Raw genomic sequence first — 17422 nt, forward strand, 5'->3', positions numbered from 1 at the left:
AAAAAAAATATATTTTTTTTGTAGCGAATATAATGCCAATAATTACCAATATTAAAATGACTATATTAAAGACGCAAATAGTTTATGCTTAATCTTGATATATGATTAAAGAAACCAAATAAATGATAAAACATTGAGAGGATTATTCAAAGGTATATTTCAAGAAATTTAGTTTTGAAACATTCAAAATTTATCAGTTTATTATAACGTTAGATTTCAATATTGTTACAAATATAGTATGTATAGATTGAGAATTATCTTTTGTATAAATTCAAATATGAATTGACCAATTTTTCGCGAGTAAATTCTTTTACTCTTTCCAGTGCGTTCCGAGAAAATAAATGGTACAACTCCCCATTATTCATTATTAACTCGATAGCGTTCTTTAATTCTAAAACATTTTTTGGTTCCACCGTTAAGCCTGTACTATTGTGTAAGGATACAAATGGCACTCCAGATTTTAAATTTGTATTGATAACAGGTAGCCCTGTAGCCATCGCCTCCAGTTGTACGACTCCAAAGGCTTCGGCTTCGTTAACAGACGGTAATATAAACAGGTCGGAATTTCTATACATCTCTTCTACTTGGGAATCGTTTAAGTCATCATAAAAGTCAACCTTAGAAGTTATATTAAGCTCATTTACAAGTAACCTTAATTCATTACCATACTCTCCATTTCCAACTATACTTAGTGTCACATTTAAATCCTTTATCGCCTGTAAAAGTACATTGACTCCTTTGTATGCTCGTAGCCTTCCAACAAACAAAATTTGAAAAGGACGGCCTGCAGTTAATGATCGAGCATTTTGTTTACCGCTACGGAAGCGCTCATTATATGATAAAGGTATAACTGCAATCTTATCGTGATAGGGAGGTAAGATAGTGGAATTCTCTAAAAGCTGGGGCGAGGTAACCACAATAGAATCAGCCCGATCAAGTAACTTTCTTACCATCGGATTATAAATCTTTTCAAGAGATTTCCACCGTGATTGACCGATATTGGCGTGCCAAGTAATAATAAGTTTTTTTTCGTTTAACCGGGTTAATCTATTCACTAGATTGACTTCCATGTTAGGAAAAGGATAATGATGATGAATAATATCATGTTCATCAATTAACTTGGCCAGTTGGCTGTAATATACTGTTAATGGTTGACTCTTAAAATGTCCAAAAGTCCGCTCCTTTACATACTTAATATCATTGTGAAGAAACTTTCTAAAATATATGTTATTTGTATAAGAATTTGAATAAACTGTGAAATCTACATTCGCATCAACTTCGTGTATGCCCTCAACGATATCTTTGACAACCGATTCCATTCCTCCTGTAGAGGGATAAGCGTGTTTCACTGTATGTAATACTTTCATTATAATAATTCAATAATTTTTAACGCACTTTTTTCCCAACTATACTTTTCTAATATTAAATTGCGTTGTTCTTTTGATAAAGCAATTTTATCTAATCGATCAAGGCAATAAAAAATTTTCTCTTTAAGGTCATCAGTGCTATTGGGATCGAAAAATATAGCTGCTTCACAAAAAATCTCCCGAAATACTGGAATATCAGAAATCAATATGGGGCAGTTATAATATATCGCCTCTAGGGGCGGAATACCAAAGCCCTCGTAAAAGCTGGGATATACAAAAAGCGAAGCCTTTCGGTAAAGCTCCTTTAACTCAAGATCCGAAATATAGCCTGTAAATCGTACCCTCGACGGATCTATATCTAGCACATCAACATCGAAATTGAAATGCTTTTCCGATTTACCAACCAAAACGAGATCAAAATCCGTTTTCTTTGAAATCTCTGCATATGCTTCAAGTAAAAGCTTATGATTTTTTCGCGGGTCTAATGAAGATACGCCTAAAATAAACCTTCTTTCGCATTCAATTTTATCAACGCGATCCGCCCCAAAACTATTCCCGTTATAGACTACTGTAATAAAATCTGGATCCCTTTTTAAATATTTGACAATTTCGGATTTCGAAAATTCACTTACAGTCAAAAGCTGACGACAATATTTCGCAGCAATAGGTGTCAAAAACTTATAGTAGTAATAATAACCTTTAGAAAACCACTTTGGTTCGTGGAAAAAAGAAAGATCATGAATTGTTATTATCTTATTTCTATAAAATATAGGACCAAGTCCAGTAAAACTAAGCAATAGCGCATCTCTTTTTCGATACATAAACCAACATAAACCCACTTGTTCCCATATGTGAGAATCTCCCCAACCTATATAATTAAGTTTAAATTCGTAAGGATTATCTAAAATATCTTTATACTTTTTAGGTACCAAAAGCGTGAATTCCACACCTTGCATTTGGAGGCATTTGCAAATCTCCAACGCAAACCTACCGACACCAGTAATGGATTGTGTTAGGAATCTTCCGTTAATATAAATCATCACAAAAACCTGTATCTCTTAATTGATAAAAAAAATCTCTTGATATATTTTCTATAGAAAGTGTTTTCTTTGCCTTTTGAAGGTTTTCGACCTGCTCATTATATTCTTTTTCATAACCTCCAGACAGAAGTGCTTCAATTTTTGAAACCATATCCTCGAGGTTATCAAAGAGGTGACCTATATTACCAAGACGATCAAAATAATAAGAAAAATAATCATTTTTAATCGCCAAAATTGGCTTTTCAAACTTCACAGCATCAAAAAATGCGCCACTAGCACAAAGGGAATAAAATTCATTGTCATAGAAGAATAAACTGTAATGAAGCTCGGAAATTTTGTCTTCAAACTCTCTCTTAGATAGAATCATATTTGAACCGTTAGTTTTAACATAAGCATTAACAAAAGGCTCAAGATCGGGCAACATCGTACCAATCAAGTTGAGAGATATCTCATTCGACAACACTTGGTTTTTGAACGTATCTGCCAGCAAAAATAAATTATGAGTCCTTTTATTTATGCTTCCAATGCCTATAGTGCCCAAGTTCAAACTATTCAGTTTAGATGAATTAGGTGGATGTACTTCCCTATAATCGTAAGGATGATCTATACTTAATAATGAATTGGTAGGCAGAAAATCATATGCTTTAAGATTCTCCTTTATCACATTGCCAAAGACTAAATATTTTACGTTTTTAGCATGTATCTTAAAACTCTTTTTTAAGAACCATCCCAAGAATCTAAGTTTAGTACTTTTGTTACTTTTCAAAAACTCCATTTCTCCATGCAGTCCTATGATAATATGGATAGTTGGAAAAAACTTTTTTATAATAATAATCAATAGTTGTGAAATAGGAAATACTGAAGAGATATACACAAAGTGCGGATTATCTCGTTGGGCCTTTCTGAAAACTTGAAAGGCGTTATAGCTTTCGAGTATGACCTTTGCAAACCAGCTCTTCCAATTGCCTTCTATAACGCGGATCGGTTGATAACTTATCTTCTTCATATCTTCGTCATTCAACTGAATAGCGCTAAAATGTCTTCCTGAAGAGAAAACTTTAAGATAAACGCAATTTAAAGAAAGAACTTTTACCATTGAATAATTTAATGAGGAATGTGCTTCATTACCTTTACTCAATTCCACAAAATAAACCATATCTCTGCAAAACTTAAATTAAAACTAAAAAAACAATTTAAATGGCACAAATTCGTCCGCATATGGACCATTGAGTTGCTGCCGCATACGTAGAAAAAGATAGCATATCAACAAAATGAAAGACAAAATCCTTATGAGAGGACTTTCAATAACACGAAAGAAGTAAGCAATTAATATAATCTGAAATACATCAAATGCATAAGAAATTCTTACAAAAACAACTGATATCGAAATTGTACTAAAATATAGGATAGCGCCAAACCAATACAAATTGAGGTAGCCTCTGAACTGTGGATACCTCTCGACTATTTTATCATACAGAAAAAAAGACGTTAAGAGTATAAGAAACTTATTGGCAAATCCGCGAATAATAACCGCCAAGATTCCAATGTCACTATTTGTATCATCATTAAATTCATCACTCAGATAAGTGTCTATTTTAGCCTGTATAATCCCTCCAACACCCCCACTCAAGAGTTCTAAGACCTTTGTAAGTACCATAGAAAAGCCTACAGACGCCATCAAAACAAGAATCATTGTCTTTCTTGAAAAATTTAATTGATAAATCCACCAGGCGAAAACAAAAATCCAACTGGTGCGATGAAATCCAGCAGCCAATATTACTAATAAAATAAAAGGAATAAACTTCTTTTTTTCAATAAAAACAACCGCATACATGAGAATGGCTATAGCGATCCATTGCCGAACGAAAAGCACATTTGCAAATTGAACAGCCCATAAGAATAGCAAAGAAATAATTGGATAAGGGCTCAAACGTTTGATCGCGAAGCTTTGAAATAGGAATAAAATTAAACCTGCGACGCAGAGAAAGGCTGTGTAATTATCCGTAAAATGGGCGACAACTCTGGTAAGTAAACTATAACACCATTCAAACACGTCATCCTCAAAGGGAATACTTCCTACAGACTGAAAATATTCATAATAGTTTTTCCAATCTGTACCGATTTCCCATCTGATAAAGGACAAAGTATATAGGCCAAAACAAAGCAGAAAATATGCAAAAAGTGTTATTCGTCGGTCTAGGTTTGTACTCTCAATTAACGCAAATAAGCTAATAATAGTAAATATAACAATATAAATACCCATCCTTAAAAGTCCTCGAAACGCATGATAGTTAACAAAAAATAATCCATAATATTTTATCATTAATTAGACAGACCATTATTTTCTGAGAAGCACGTTATAACCTTTTTCCATAATATAGCTTACATCCTCGCTAACACGATATTTGTAAATGATATAAAAATATAAAATTGTTGACGTAGTAACCTTGACAGCAGAAGAAATTACCATATTATTGATAAATTTGTCAATGATCATGCATCCAAATATTATTCCTGGAACAAGTAAGATCAATATAATTATTCTATTTGAAAAGGGGTGAACTCCTATTTTGTACTTGGCAACAAAAAGTTGAAACATGACGGAAAGACAGATACATATGCTGATGGAGGACGAAGCTCCGATAATTCCAAAATTAGATGTTAAGAAATAGCCGAGAAAAATACTTACAACTGACATAACAATAGAGCTGTATAGTGTAAGCATGTACCATTTTGAAATGGTAATTAATTGTCCTAAGGAGCCAATGGAAATATCGACAAGCTTGCCTAAACTCAGAATAAGGAAAATATATTTTCCAGCTTTATATAATTCTCCATTAGGTATGATGGCATATATTGCGTCCAAATTACTCCAAATAATAACAAATATGTAAGCGGCCAATACCAGGCCATACATTGAATTGTTAGTAATAAGCCCCTTCAACTCCTCAATACGTCCATCTACGTAGCTTTTAGCAATTTTGGGGAATGAAATATTTAACACCGCTGAATAAGGTACCAATAAAAGGGTGACGAAATAGGTCGCTGTCGTGTAATAAGCCAAATTCGATAAATCAGTAAACTTTCCAACAAAAAACACGTCAACTTTTGACAGCAGAAAAAAGCTAAGGTTGCTCATGGAAAGGAAAAGCAAAAATTGAATAAAGTCGCGAAACAATCCATTCTTTCTCAAAAACTCCAAACTTGGCTTCAAGTCAATGACAAATTCCTTCAACTTGAGTACGTATAGATAAACAAAAATAACGCTTATTAAATAACCTGTTGTCACCAAGATCATGACAAAAGTGAAGTTCCGAGTGTAAAAATACAGAACTACAGAAGCGATATTAAAGATTTTAAGTATAATATTTTTGAAGAAATTGATAACAGTTATATTTCCCAACATAGCAGAATATCCTTCAAAAATGAAAAAATATACATTACATAAGATTAAGGGCACCAAAAAGAAAATATAATTGCTAATCATCTGGCTATCCTTATCGGAACCTATTAAGTTTACAAACTTCGATTTAAAAAAGTATAAAAAAGTTGCAAATAGGGCAATAACTATTAAAGGGCAAACAAACACAAAGAAATCAAACCCTCTATTATCCGCTCCCTCCTGATTGACGCGGTGATAATATTTATTAATGATCGACGGCATTCCAAAATGAAAATAAACGGCAGCAATAGCTGAATATTCTAGCAATAAGCGGTACAATCCATTAATTTCCGTTGGAAAATATTTGGGCGTGAGATATAAAGTAAACAGTGCTCCTAATACTATTCCTATATAATTGACACCTGATGTCTTTAAACTTTCTTTTATTATTGAACTCAAAGCGATTTCTTGTTAATCATTATATATTATCTTGTTCGTATCGTTTATCTATCAAATGAATTTGAGATTCGTATCTACTAAATGGGCGCAATAACTTGATAAAAAGAGAATATCTTTCAAAACCGATCAATCGATACATAAGCTTTGTCAAACGGTTAAATAATTTCAATTTGGTTTTTACTCCTCGCAAATTTGACTTATCAACTTTATCTAAATTTACTTTAGTGTTTCCAACCATACCTGCCTTTTTCAATCTTACAAAAAAGGACTGATCAGTACATTCAAATGGATTTACGATTTTCTCGCCCTTATTCATTAAGGAACGATAGATTCTGCGATGGAAGCTAGTTATTTTGGTTCCACTCTTATAACTATTATAGGTATAATCCAAATGGATAAAACGGTCAAAGACTTCTCGATTTTTTTGTATACAGTTTGCATAGTTATCAGTCAACAATTTTATATCCTCATAATCGTGCAAGGAAGAAACATTATTTTGAATCACCCGCCCCTCTTTCAACTCCGCATAATTATAACCAGAATAATGGACAAATACGACGGGATATATCTTGTTACCCGTACTATCATCTCGCCACTGCACCATTAACTTTCCATCGACTGAGATAATCTTACGCTCAAAAAAATTCCATGGAGCAATATTCAGACCTAGATGGCGACTTACGCATAATTCTTCCGAAGTAAAAAACGCTGGTAAATAATCCATCCATTTTTGATCGGTAAATGTGTTCAAATAAGGATCAATAAAGCAATTATTTAAAAGCTTACTATGCCACCATTTACACATTTTAGTTGACACCAAATCATTTCGAAGCCCGCAAAAGCCCAGATTGAAAATACCATTACCTAAAAAATCAGTATCTGGAAGCTCCCCGGTATAATGCTCGGATATCAAACTCATATGTGGAGTCAAAACAATAGATTGCACATTAAGGGCATCGTATATTGGTTTAAGCTCACTGAAAACATATATATCTGGATCCAAGTATATAATCTTGTTATACCCGGAGTTCTCCAATAAGTAAAGAAATACGGCTGGCTTTATAGAGGTACAAAACTCAGTCAAATTATACTTAAAACTCAAATCATCCCATGTATCTGACGTCAAATTAAGCACGCTTCGTGCAATAATTACATTAGTCGGTAATGAAGCTAAAATATCAGCATCAAGTATCTCATCTGCAACGAAAACCAAGAAATCGGTATCAACATTACTTGCTAAAACTGATTGCTCAAGGATTTGGGCCAGCCCTATATAATTTTTCGCGCAAATGGTAAAAACAACATTTTCTTTCATCTTAGCTTCCTAAAAGTTAAACCTTTGAGTAAATCTCTCCTCAACTAATTCACGTATATTTGGGGACCATAAAAATTTCTTCTTCGATAATTCGATCGCGTCAAGATAAGAACTTCTAAAATCAATTTTATTCTGGAAAACTTCACCTTGGAGAAATTCCTTAAGTGTCTCCACATCACCAATTTCTATCAGTTTTCCAACGTTTCCGTCATCCGTTATATCAAATGCGCCACTAACTTTAGTACTAATAATATAACATCCAAAACGCAATGCTTCGGGATACACATTTGGAAAGCCCTCTTTGATAGAAGTCATTAAAAACACTTTACTTCTGCTAAAATATTCCCATAGCTCCTCTTTAGAGTAAATTGGACCAATAAAGCTTACTCGGTCCTTTAAATCAGGATTGTTATCGTAAAAATTAGCAATCTCTTTTTTAAATTTATCTGCAATATTTCCAATTATAATTACGCGCCAATCATTCATTCTGATTCTATCCAATGCTTGAAGCAACATTGTGTGATTTTTAGTATCGGCACCGATTCGGCCAACTATAAGCATAATATTCTCTTTATCGATACTGTCTTTAACTGCCACGCCCAAATCTACTCTATTCTCTTCATCAAAACAATTAGCTAACTGATATACCCTAGATGACAAAACGGATCCCAACCTACCTTCTCGTATTACTTTTAAGCTCTCCGAAGTCTCACAAAGCAATAAGTCAATTGATTTCATTAGCGTATTCTTAATTATTATTTTTATACCGGAAATCAAATTATTAGAATTTAAAGGTTTTAATTCCTTTGCATCCATATCTCCTTTTACAATACAATAACCTCTTCGATTTAAAAGCTTATATAAACAAGAAAGAAGAATACTTCTAGGCCCTAACCATACTAAAAATAGTATATCAATTTTATGAGCATTTTTCAGAATATAGTAAATTGATTGTCGCTCCTTCCATAAAGAAAAATTGAACTCACTCTCTGATTTAATTGGGATTAAATTTGCTCCTCGATGTAGTAATGGATAATGTTCATTATTTTTATTTTTTGGATAGACAAAATTAAAATCAGCATTGAGTTGCTTCGCTAAAAACAAAGGCACCAAAAAAAAATCCTTATTTAGGATACTTTCATCCAAATAGAACAAAGATGTTATATTTAGTTTTTTTTTCTTCATAACAGCTTTTTAATTATTCTTGCTGGAACACCTCCAACGACAGTGTATGGATCTACATCTTTTGTAACTACTGCGTTGGTCCCAATTATAGCTCCTCTTCCAATGACAACACCTGGTAATATTGCAGCTCCTTCTCCAATCCAAACATCGTCTTCGATAATAACCTTTCCTTTGCTAAATAATGGGCGACAAACAGGAGGTAATGATAAATGTGCGAGGCTGGTATCTCCATGTGAGTGATCGGCGATATAAACCTTACTGGCAATCAATACATTGTTACCAATTTCCACAGATTCAACAGCTGCAATATGACAGTCATGGTTGATACCTACATAATCTCCTATCTTAATACAAGGTTCAAAATTCTGACCACGATATTCGTTAAAGGTCTCAATTCGAAGTCGCTTTCCTATATAAACCTGATTCCCAATCTCAATATTCTCTCCACCGTTAACATATAGAGGATATTCTACTATTGATTCTACACCAAAGCGCTTGAATTCTTTGGAAGCATAACCCGAATATACAATTTGAATACATTTATCAACTAGCGTGATAAAACCACTAAAACAAATATGAAACAATTGACCAATAAAAAATATGAACCGTTTCATCTTAAGAATTAACTTTGAATATCCGCCTAACTTGTTCCTCGAAGATTTCCTTTTCACTTAAAATCTGTGTACGATAAAAATCATATTTTGGAATAATTTTCTCATAGTTAGCCAACACATCGTCTATTCTCGCTATGATAGAGTCCACACCAGCAGCTTTTTCATCAAACTTAAATACATTCGCTAAAGGCACATCCTCAAAAAAACGTGCAGATCCGCGCATGCCCGTGATAACACAGCAGCCATTAAGGGCTACTTCTCGAGGCAACCTATCCTTACCAGGATGGTATCCAAAATCTATGTAGAGCTTACTTCTATTGAAGACATTGACTAGCTGTTCTCTACTCATATTTTCTAATGGAAGAAAATCGATATGCTTAGCTCTTTCTATCAATTTTTTTGTAAATTCAAACCCCTTTTTAGGATTATACAAAACCACGTTATCGCGATCTAAAGTAGAAAATCCCGTATAGAATTCTGTATTTATATAATCACTTAAAGGAGTCGTCAATTTGAAACCGTGATTGATCAAAAAATTTTGAGCGTATTCAGATTGGTAAGCATTTACAGCATCTAAATTTTTGAGCCATTTAATTGAAAAGGTATTCTTGAATAAATTTTTACCTTTAAATAACAGTTGATATAATCTATACATAGCTATTCTCAGGCCAAAACTCAAATTATAGCGACATAAATCAAGTATATTGATAAAATCAGTTCCAAAAATGAAAAAATTATCAACACTCAACCACCATAGAAAAATCTGCGCCTTTTTAATAGTTTTAATTTTATCAAAAACAGCTTCATAAAATACAACAATATTTTTTTCGCTATCCTCTACCGAGTCTGAAACACGAATGTTATACTTATTGTAGGCTGAAGGCACCTCATTTCCTTTATCACCATAATATACAATAAATGCCTGGCGACCTAGTCTGTTTAGTAAATCCACCAATTGATGAAGAAGTTCCGCTCCACCTGTAACCACTTGCGCAGGACAATACACAAAAACCTTCGTATTTTTTGAAATATCTAACATTATCTAGTTGCTTTTAATGCTGCGGCAAGAACCTGATGCATATCATAATATCTATATTCTGCTAACCTACCACCAAAAATAACTTTCGTTTCTTCTTTCGCAAGATCACGATATTTTTTAAATAGTTCCATATTTCGCTCATCATTAACAGGATAATAGGCCTCCTTTCCTTTTTCATATTTTGCGGGATACTCTTTAGTTATCACTGTCTTTGGCTGGGTTCCAAATTCAAAATGCTTATGTTCAATGATTCTTGTGTATGGAACATCGAAAGCCGTATAATTTATGACAGCATTTCCTTGAAAATTCTCTTCATTAAGCACTTCGTGTTCAAAACGGAGACTTCTATACTCAAGTTCGCCAAACTTAAAGTCATAGAACTCATCAATCTTGCCAGTGAATACTATTTTGTCGGCCACTTTCATCAATTCTTCTCTATTTTTAAAGAAATCTATTCCCAATTGAACTTCTATACCTTCCAATAGTCCATCTATTAATTTATTATATCCACCAACCGGGATACCTTGATATTTATCATTAAAATAATTATTATCATAAGTAAATCTAACCGGCAATCTTTTGATAATAAATGTTGGTAATTCTGTCGCTTTTCTACCCCATTGCTTCTCTGTGTAGCCTTTGATCAGTTTCTCATATATATCTTTACCAACTAACGACAAAGCTTGTTCTTCAAGATTAGAAGGAGAGCTAATGTTTAATTTATCAACCTGCTCAAAAATCTTGCTCTGAGCCTCTTTTGGTGTTTTGACCCCCCAAAGCTGATAAAATGTATTCATATTGAAAGGTAGATTAAACAATTTACCCTCATAATTAGCCATTGGGCTATTAGTATATCGATTAAACTCTACAAACGAGTTGACATAATCCCAGATCTCTTTATCATTTGTATGGAAAATATGAGCGCCATATTGGTGTACATTTATACCTTCAACATTTTCACAATACACGTTTCCGCCGGAATGTTTCCTTTTGTCAATTACCAAACATTTCTTACCTTTTTTTTTCATTTCATGAGCGAAAACGGCTCCAAAAAGTCCTGCGCCAACAATCAAATAGTCGTAATTAATCATATTTTTTAAATTAATAGCTCATTTCTATAAAGATATGTCACTTAAGATTTAGTGCTATATTATTCTGCCTCTTTAAATAGGTCTTTAAATAGTTTTGTGAAGATCAGAGCTACAAAGCCTAATACTACAAATAAAATTCCTCCTATCGCTCCGCCTATTATTCTACTCAAAGCAGTTCTTTGAAGTGGAAATATAGGATTATCTACAACCTGAATTAATGGTGCTTCTTTCATTAAAGCCATTTTAGACATCTCCAAATTTTGGACCAATTGGCTAAGAATGGCCTTATTTGTTTCCGCTGAAAATTGAGAACGTTGAGTTGGAATTAATCGTTGTGCTTGCCGAGTAGGATTCAAATTAGGGGTCGCATCCACAATCGATGCCGCAACGCTTATACTACCATTCATTACGGCACGTACAGAGTCTGTTTTATGCTGTAAAATATCAATATTATCTAAAGACTTCTTTGTCTTTGTTTTTATATAGAATGAATTGACTTGATTAACGATAGCCTCATTAAATTCTTTTGAAAACACTTCATTTAATGATTTCACGTCCACCTTGATAATTGACAATTTTTTATCAAGCTTGCCAACTGTCAAATTATTCTTGTTAATATCACCAACGACGCGTTGAATAATACTATCCCGGCTTCTTTGGAGTAAAGAGTCTTGTGTATTTTTGAAATCAATTTTCAGCAAATCTGGGCTTTTTTCCTTCCAAAGGTCCCTCGCTTTGATTATTTGTAAATAAGAATCTATCAACAATTTGGAAGTATCACTCTTTGACGGAAATAATAAAGCCGCTTCAATCATTTTACGGGATTTATATAGCTCCAAAAGGTTATCTCCTTGAAAAATCCCATCACTTTTACCTCCAAGATCAATTCCTACGAGGGCAGCCATCCCTGCATATTGGCCCATTCCACCCGACTGATCCCCTCCTTCTAGAACGAAAGTTGTTGTGGCAGTATAAATCGGTTTTTGAGACGCCGCATAAAAATAGCCCAAAGCTATACCTAGAATACCTGCAATTACAAATACAAACCATTTGGATAATAGATACCTAAACCAATCCTGAATTTTTAGTACGAACTCCTTTAGCGTAACATCCTGTTTATTCATCAGCTTCGCCATAGTTATTTGAACAAACTTATGATAATAGCCAAAGTGGAAGCTATACCTGTACCAATACCAATCCACGCTTGAGAGCTTAACCTTTCCCTTGGAGCACGCTTAGGAACAACAATTTCAGCGCCAGGTTTAACTTCGGGATAACCACCATCTTTGCCCTTTACTGCACCATTCGCATATTGTACAAAAACGCGCTTCTTCAACGCATTGTCTGTAAATCCGCCTGCTTGGTTCACATAGTATTTTAGGCTCTTGCCTTTAACATAGACAACATTGTTTGGATTCAACACCTCACCCACAACCTTAACCGTTTCTAATTCCTTTGGCACATTGATAATATCACCATCTAAAACCAAAAGATCTCCTTTTTCGTAAGGTTTCTCTAAGATTTTGTTCAATTCAATACCCACAAGGTCACTCGGTTCAATATCAGATTCGGAAGTGCCTTGTTGCGATACTTTTGCCAAAGCTGCACTTTTTGCTTTCGCACCATCATAGTTTCGTTCAGTGTCCTGATCTAAGCTCGAATCTTTTTGATTGCCTTCTTCATCCAGCCTATCCTTTTCCAGTTCTTTCTTCAATCGCTCCTGCTCCTTTTTCTCTGCTGCCTGTAATTTAGACATGCCGGTCCGTTTTAATGAAGCACCTTCGGTATAAGCATACGTAGTCAAACCGCCTGCGCGCTTGATAATATCGGAAATACGCTCATCCTCACGCATAATCGTATAGTAGCCCGGATATAATACTTCCCCTTCGATTTTTACCTGACGTTGGGTGCGGAAACCAGCATCGCCCAAAACGGAGATAACATCGTAAGGTTGCAGCGTCATATTTGGATCTGTAAGCACACCATCTTTAATATCAACCAATACAGTTTGTGAAGAGCGATGGTCGGTCACATCTAAGTTTTTGATACGGCGTGCGATCTCTATCCGGGCGTTTTTTGCACCTTCGGTCAATCCGCCGGCTTTCTGAATAAGATCGCCCAACGTCGCATTGCTGGCAAATGGGAAATCACCTGGAAAGCGAACCTCGCCCTGAACAGTAAATTTATATTCGTCCCTTAAATCAAAGATGGACGAAATCTCAATCTTATCTTCTCGCTTTAATGGAATATCGGCTGCAGTTCCTGCAAGGACATCGCGCACATTAAAATTGATCAATTCGGACGTATTGTCTGCTTTAAGACGATTGATGATGCCGCGCTCCAAGAAAGCATCTTCACGCACGCCATCGGCCATCTCCAGTACTTGCTTTAACGTCATACCTGGCGCTAATCCAAATATGCCGGGACGAAATACAGCCCCTAACACACTGATACGGTTGGCAAAACGATCCAAAATAGGGTCTACTATATATTGATCGCCACTTTTGGGAGTGTAGTTTGCAAACTGGTCGGCGTAGATATCTTGTACGCTCCGCTCACGGCCTGTGGTCTGCAACACTTTAACCTTGGCACTATAGGCATTTTCGGTAAAATCGCCCGCATAACGCAAGATATCAGAAAGGGATTCTCCGGGTACGGTCTCAAAAATGGCAGGACGCTTGACTTCGCCTTCAAATTGTACTCTGGCACCGTAAACAGGGATATGAATGATATCTTGATCTTGTAAACGGATATTGCCTTGTTGAATGCCATTGGCTAAAAAATCGTACACATCGATCGTACTGATCACGCGGTTGCCGCGGATCACCTGGATCTTGCGGTAGGTACCATTTTTATTGGGACCACCTGCGGCGTACAGTGCGTTAAACACGGTCGCTAACGAAGGTAAACTGTAGGTACCCGGTTTGGTAGCCGCCCCGGTTAAGGTAACACGGATGGTACGGATATTACCAATGGTGACATTGACCTGCGTACGTCCAGAGCGTATTGCGGGGTATGTACCGCTCAAACGTTGTTCTATTTTACTTTTTGCTGCAGCAATGGATAAACCCGCCACATTGATCTGACCTACATATTCTACTTTAATTGTTCCATCGGGACTTACGGGAAGTTGATAGGAGGCTTCGTTATCGCCTGTAATATCTAACAGAATTTCATCGTCTGGACCAATAATGTACGAGCTAGGTGTAGCCATACGCAGATTGGGCTCAAAGGTGATGGCATTATTTTTAAAGAGGTCTGAGCCAAAGATCTTGAGCTTGCCTTCTTCATTTTCCATCGAATCTCTTCTATTCGTCTGCTTATTTTGCAAAGAATCTGCATTGGAGTAACCATCTACCTGACGGCCATTGCTGCGCGTATTGCGCGATTGGCTGGAAGATACTTGTGACGGATTTGGCTGCTGTTTTTTACGTTTGATATTCGCCAGACGTTCTTTTAATTTTTGAACCTCGACAGCTGAAACGCCCTGCGCACGTGCAAAGCCATCTAACTGACTTTCGTCGTAACCCATTAAAGCGGCCTGTTTGACATACTGTTCAATCTGTGCGTCACTTAGATTGTCTACTTTTATATTGGCAGGATTGGTCTGTGCGTGTACTGTACCCACAAATCCTGCTATGCATAACCATAATATTATTCTTTTCATCGACACTGCGGTATTTGCCGCAAAATTAGTAAAACTATTTAATTAAATGATTGAAATATTTCCTGAATCGGCTTTTCAACTGTAATTGATTCGTTATTCAACGAGACTTTGAAAAAGTCTATTGTAATAAACGTAAAAACTATTCCTTTCGCTACACAATAGTGTAGTGGAGCATCATCGTATTATTTTTTTTATTTAACGAAATAGTTAATCCAATAAGAAGGCTTATATTTGCGCATGCGCCAAATTATTTACACAAAAGCTATTCTTATTACGTTAGGATGTGGCCTATTGTCTTCTTGCCTAAAAAAAGATCTTTACCAAGGCAATAAGAGCGAAGATGGAAAAGAAGTATCACCTCCCGATAACGGCGAAAATGCAAACCGATACGTCTACCCCTTTGCTGAGGAAAAGACGGGACAAGAAGCGGAACTTATCATCGAGTTTCAACCGGGGCAGGAAATATCCCAAACGCCCACTGTAAGTATTCCGCCACTAAAATATAATAAAAGCTTATTGTTTATGCTCACACAGGACGACTGTAAGCAGTCGGCATTCAGCATGACCTGGGCAGCGATTAATGGCAAACCGATAGACCGCTCGGACATCAAACGGAAATATTATTTCGATATTGAGCACCTGGAAGCTGATGATATGCCACCAAACAGTTACCTGCTGGGCAAAACACTAGGCAGTACGGATGGCGTTGGCAATGAAGTCAGGTTCCATTTTACCACCACGCTGGCGCCGGAATGGGCCTTTATGAACGATCCAACAGTGGTAAAGAAAGGGTTTAAGGAAAATTTCTTCCGCTTTTATATGAAAGCTGGTCTACGGTGGAACAACGTGATCGAAATGATTAACGACGGTAATGCCATTGCTTTCCACGACCTCAATACCACCGCAGTAAACACTGTTGACTCGCTGATCAAGCATTTTGACCTGGCACAACAAATCACTAAAAAACGGTTGAATGGGCGAAACATGAAATTTTTGGCCGAGCCAAATGGAAATAAATCGTACCTCCAGGCCGCACTTGGCTTTCCGGCAATTCAGACCATGACGGCACAGACCGGTGCCGATAAGCTTATCCCGTATCAGGTCAATTCGTCCCTAAACCAAAAGACTTTGGCCCGGGTATTTGTCAATCGCGCGGCTGAGGTAGAAAAGCTGGTCAACGATGCTGTCGCAAAAGATATGGCTAACCGCGAGGCTGTCCATATTGGTGTGCACGAAACGGATCAGGACTGGGCTCAGCTCCTGCTCTGGCTCAACGATACTTATGGAAAAGACGGCAAGGACATCTTGTGGTTTCCTTCGCAAGAGGAGTATTACGAATACAATTATAACCGACAAAACAGCCTGATCAGCAGCCGTATCGACGGGAATAAGTTGATCGTGAACGTCAAATTACCGAATCAAGCGGATTTCTACTACCCTGCGCTAACATTAAATATCAGCGGATTAGACAAAAATAGCATCAAATCCATCTCGTCAAATGATGCTGTAACGGGGCTCACCTATGGCAATTTTGAAAAAGGCATCAGTGTTAATATAGACTGCCGCACATTTATACGACAACATGCAACACACTATGTCGATCGCTATCTCGCTAAAAAATCTGCCGCAAACCTGTTAGATGCAAAGTATCATGTCCATGCGCTAAAAGATTCGGATGAAAAGAAGAAGCTGCTTCGCGCTCTGGGTATAGAGTAAAGAATCACAGCGGAAAGAGTGGACATTTATGGGACACCGTGGAGCGGAAAAACGCCTTGTTATAAAAATGAGAAGTTAACATTGCAGGACTTTGTACGCCTGCAGCGGGCTCCAGTAAATGAGTTTGAGTGGCAGTCCGGACCGAAAGGCTTTATCGCGGTATTACCCAGCTGTACTTCTATCCGGTGGAACAAGGAATTATTTTCCAACATGAATACCATTTTGGAAAAAATCATCGCTCAGGCTCCTGTTGGCTACTTAAAATGCTTACCCGATGCGGCTGCGGCAGAACTGTGCCATTCTTATCTTTTTTCGAACGAATAAGAACAATCAGATTCGTACTTTGTTCGTACCTGCTTCGGATGCGGACAGACTTTGACCCAATAGGCAACAGACCTTGACCAGATCCCGAACAGGAATTATCTGTTCAGTACCTGCACAAAATTTCTATACGTATTCATCAGCCCCGAACGCGGTCCGAAGACAATACGAAGAACGTGCGAAGAAATGAAATAAAAAATCCCCCTGTCTTATACTGAAATAGGTT

The 17422-nt window shown here is 36.4% G+C and carries 13 protein-coding genes and 1 pseudogene; 2 read left to right on the forward strand and 12 right to left on the reverse strand.

The window, feature by feature from the left end; all coding sequences use genetic code 11:
- Positions 1-254 precede the first annotated feature (254 nt).
- The 12 genes and pseudogenes from B2X72_RS19570 to B2X72_RS19625 all read right to left on the reverse strand — a co-directional run bounded on the left by B2X72_RS19570 (position 255) and on the right by B2X72_RS19625 (position 15159).
- Positions 255-1367, reverse strand: coding sequence for a glycosyltransferase (locus tag B2X72_RS19570; protein ID WP_286851163.1), 1113 nt, complete (start codon positions 1365-1367; stop codon positions 255-257).
- On the reverse strand, positions 1367-2407 hold the full coding sequence (locus tag B2X72_RS19575) for a glycosyltransferase family 4 protein (RefSeq protein WP_286851165.1): 1041 nt from the start codon (positions 2405-2407) through the stop codon (positions 1367-1369). The genes B2X72_RS19570 and B2X72_RS19575 overlap by 1 nt, the downstream gene beginning before the upstream one ends.
- Positions 2394-3545 (reverse strand): hypothetical protein, encoded by a 1152-nt coding sequence (locus B2X72_RS19580; protein ID WP_286851167.1) that lies wholly within the window; start codon positions 3543-3545, stop codon positions 2394-2396. The genes B2X72_RS19575 and B2X72_RS19580 overlap by 14 nt, the downstream gene beginning before the upstream one ends.
- Before the next feature lie 42 nt (positions 3546-3587).
- Entirely contained in the window at positions 3588-4730 is a 1143-nt protein-coding gene (locus tag B2X72_RS19585) for an EpsG family protein (RefSeq protein WP_312352643.1), read from the reverse strand.
- A 15-nt stretch (positions 4731-4745) separates the two neighbouring features.
- The gene (locus B2X72_RS19590; RefSeq protein ID WP_286851169.1) at positions 4746-6248 is read right to left on the reverse strand and encodes a lipopolysaccharide biosynthesis protein; all 1503 of its coding nucleotides are present in this window, start codon (positions 6246-6248) and stop codon (positions 4746-4748) included.
- 19 nt (positions 6249-6267) lie between these two features.
- The gene (locus B2X72_RS19595; protein WP_286851170.1) at positions 6268-7563 is read right to left on the reverse strand and encodes a hypothetical protein; all 1296 of its coding nucleotides are present in this window, start codon (positions 7561-7563) and stop codon (positions 6268-6270) included.
- Positions 7564-7572: 9 nt separating this feature from the next.
- Entirely contained in the window at positions 7573-8748 is a 1176-nt protein-coding gene (locus B2X72_RS19600; RefSeq protein ID WP_286851171.1) for a glycosyltransferase, read from the reverse strand.
- A 5-nt stretch (positions 8749-8753) separates the two neighbouring features.
- Positions 8754-8906, reverse strand: a pseudogene (locus tag B2X72_RS26710) (DapH/DapD/GlmU-related protein); the annotation flags it as partial.
- Positions 8907-9363: 457 nt separating this feature from the next.
- Complete coding sequence (locus B2X72_RS19610) at positions 9364-10401, reverse strand: hypothetical protein (RefSeq protein WP_286851174.1); 1038 nt, start codon at positions 10399-10401, stop codon at positions 9364-9366.
- Positions 10401-11492, reverse strand: a complete 1092-nt coding sequence (gene glf, locus B2X72_RS19615; RefSeq protein WP_286851175.1) for a UDP-galactopyranose mutase — start codon at positions 11490-11492, stop codon at positions 10401-10403. Before glf ends, B2X72_RS19610 begins: the two co-directional genes overlap by 1 nt.
- 59 nt (positions 11493-11551) lie before the next feature.
- On the reverse strand, positions 11552-12616 hold the full coding sequence (locus B2X72_RS19620) for a lipopolysaccharide biosynthesis protein (RefSeq protein WP_286851177.1): 1065 nt from the start codon (positions 12614-12616) through the stop codon (positions 11552-11554).
- Positions 12617-12630: 14 nt separating this feature from the next.
- Positions 12631-15159: an SLBB domain-containing protein gene (locus tag B2X72_RS19625; RefSeq protein WP_286851178.1), complete on the reverse strand. Its 2529-nt coding sequence runs from the start codon at positions 15157-15159 to the stop codon at positions 12631-12633.
- 237 nt (positions 15160-15396) lie between these two features.
- Between B2X72_RS19625 and B2X72_RS19630 the strand changes: the two genes are divergently transcribed.
- Together B2X72_RS19630 and B2X72_RS19635 are read left to right on the forward strand one after the other, a co-directional pair.
- Entirely contained in the window at positions 15397-16875 is a 1479-nt protein-coding gene (locus B2X72_RS19630; RefSeq protein WP_286851180.1) for a hypothetical protein, read from the forward strand.
- Between the two features lie 18 nt (positions 16876-16893).
- Positions 16894-17199 (forward strand): hypothetical protein, encoded by a 306-nt coding sequence (locus B2X72_RS19635; protein ID WP_286851181.1) that lies wholly within the window; start codon positions 16894-16896, stop codon positions 17197-17199.
- Positions 17200-17422 lie beyond the last annotated feature (223 nt).

Source organism: Sphingobacterium sp. UBA7253 (assembly GCF_002472745.1).
Classification (GTDB): Bacteria; Bacteroidota; Bacteroidia; order Sphingobacteriales; family Sphingobacteriaceae; genus Sphingobacterium; species Sphingobacterium siyangense.

Bases quoted from the DNA above. Each gene is read 5' to 3' on its own strand.
- B2X72_RS19575 (WP_286851165.1), bottom strand. From the start codon at position 2,407: ATGATTTATATTAACGGAAGATTCCTAACACAATCCATTACTGGTGTC.
- B2X72_RS19595 (WP_286851170.1), bottom strand. From the start codon at position 7,563: ATGAAAGAAAATGTTGTTTTTACCATTTGCGCGAAAAATTATATAGGG.
- B2X72_RS19570 (WP_286851163.1), bottom strand. From the start codon at position 1,367: ATGAAAGTATTACATACAGTGAAACACGCTTATCCCTCTACAGGAGGA.
- B2X72_RS19585 (WP_312352643.1), bottom strand. From the start codon at position 4,730: ATGATAAAATATTATGGATTATTTTTTGTTAACTATCATGCGTTTCGA.
- glf (WP_286851175.1), bottom strand. From the start codon at position 11,492: ATGATTAATTACGACTATTTGATTGTTGGCGCAGGACTTTTTGGAGCC.
- B2X72_RS19630 (WP_286851180.1), top strand. From the start codon at position 15,397: ATGCGCCAAATTATTTACACAAAAGCTATTCTTATTACGTTAGGATGT.
- B2X72_RS19600 (WP_286851171.1), bottom strand. From the start codon at position 8,748: ATGAAGAAAAAAAAACTAAATATAACATCTTTGTTCTATTTGGATGAA.
- B2X72_RS19625 (WP_286851178.1), bottom strand. From the start codon at position 15,159: ATGAAAAGAATAATATTATGGTTATGCATAGCAGGATTTGTGGGTACA.
- B2X72_RS19610 (WP_286851174.1), bottom strand. From the start codon at position 10,401: ATGTTAGATATTTCAAAAAATACGAAGGTTTTTGTGTATTGTCCTGCG.
- B2X72_RS19620 (WP_286851177.1), bottom strand. From the start codon at position 12,616: ATGAATAAACAGGATGTTACGCTAAAGGAGTTCGTACTAAAAATTCAG.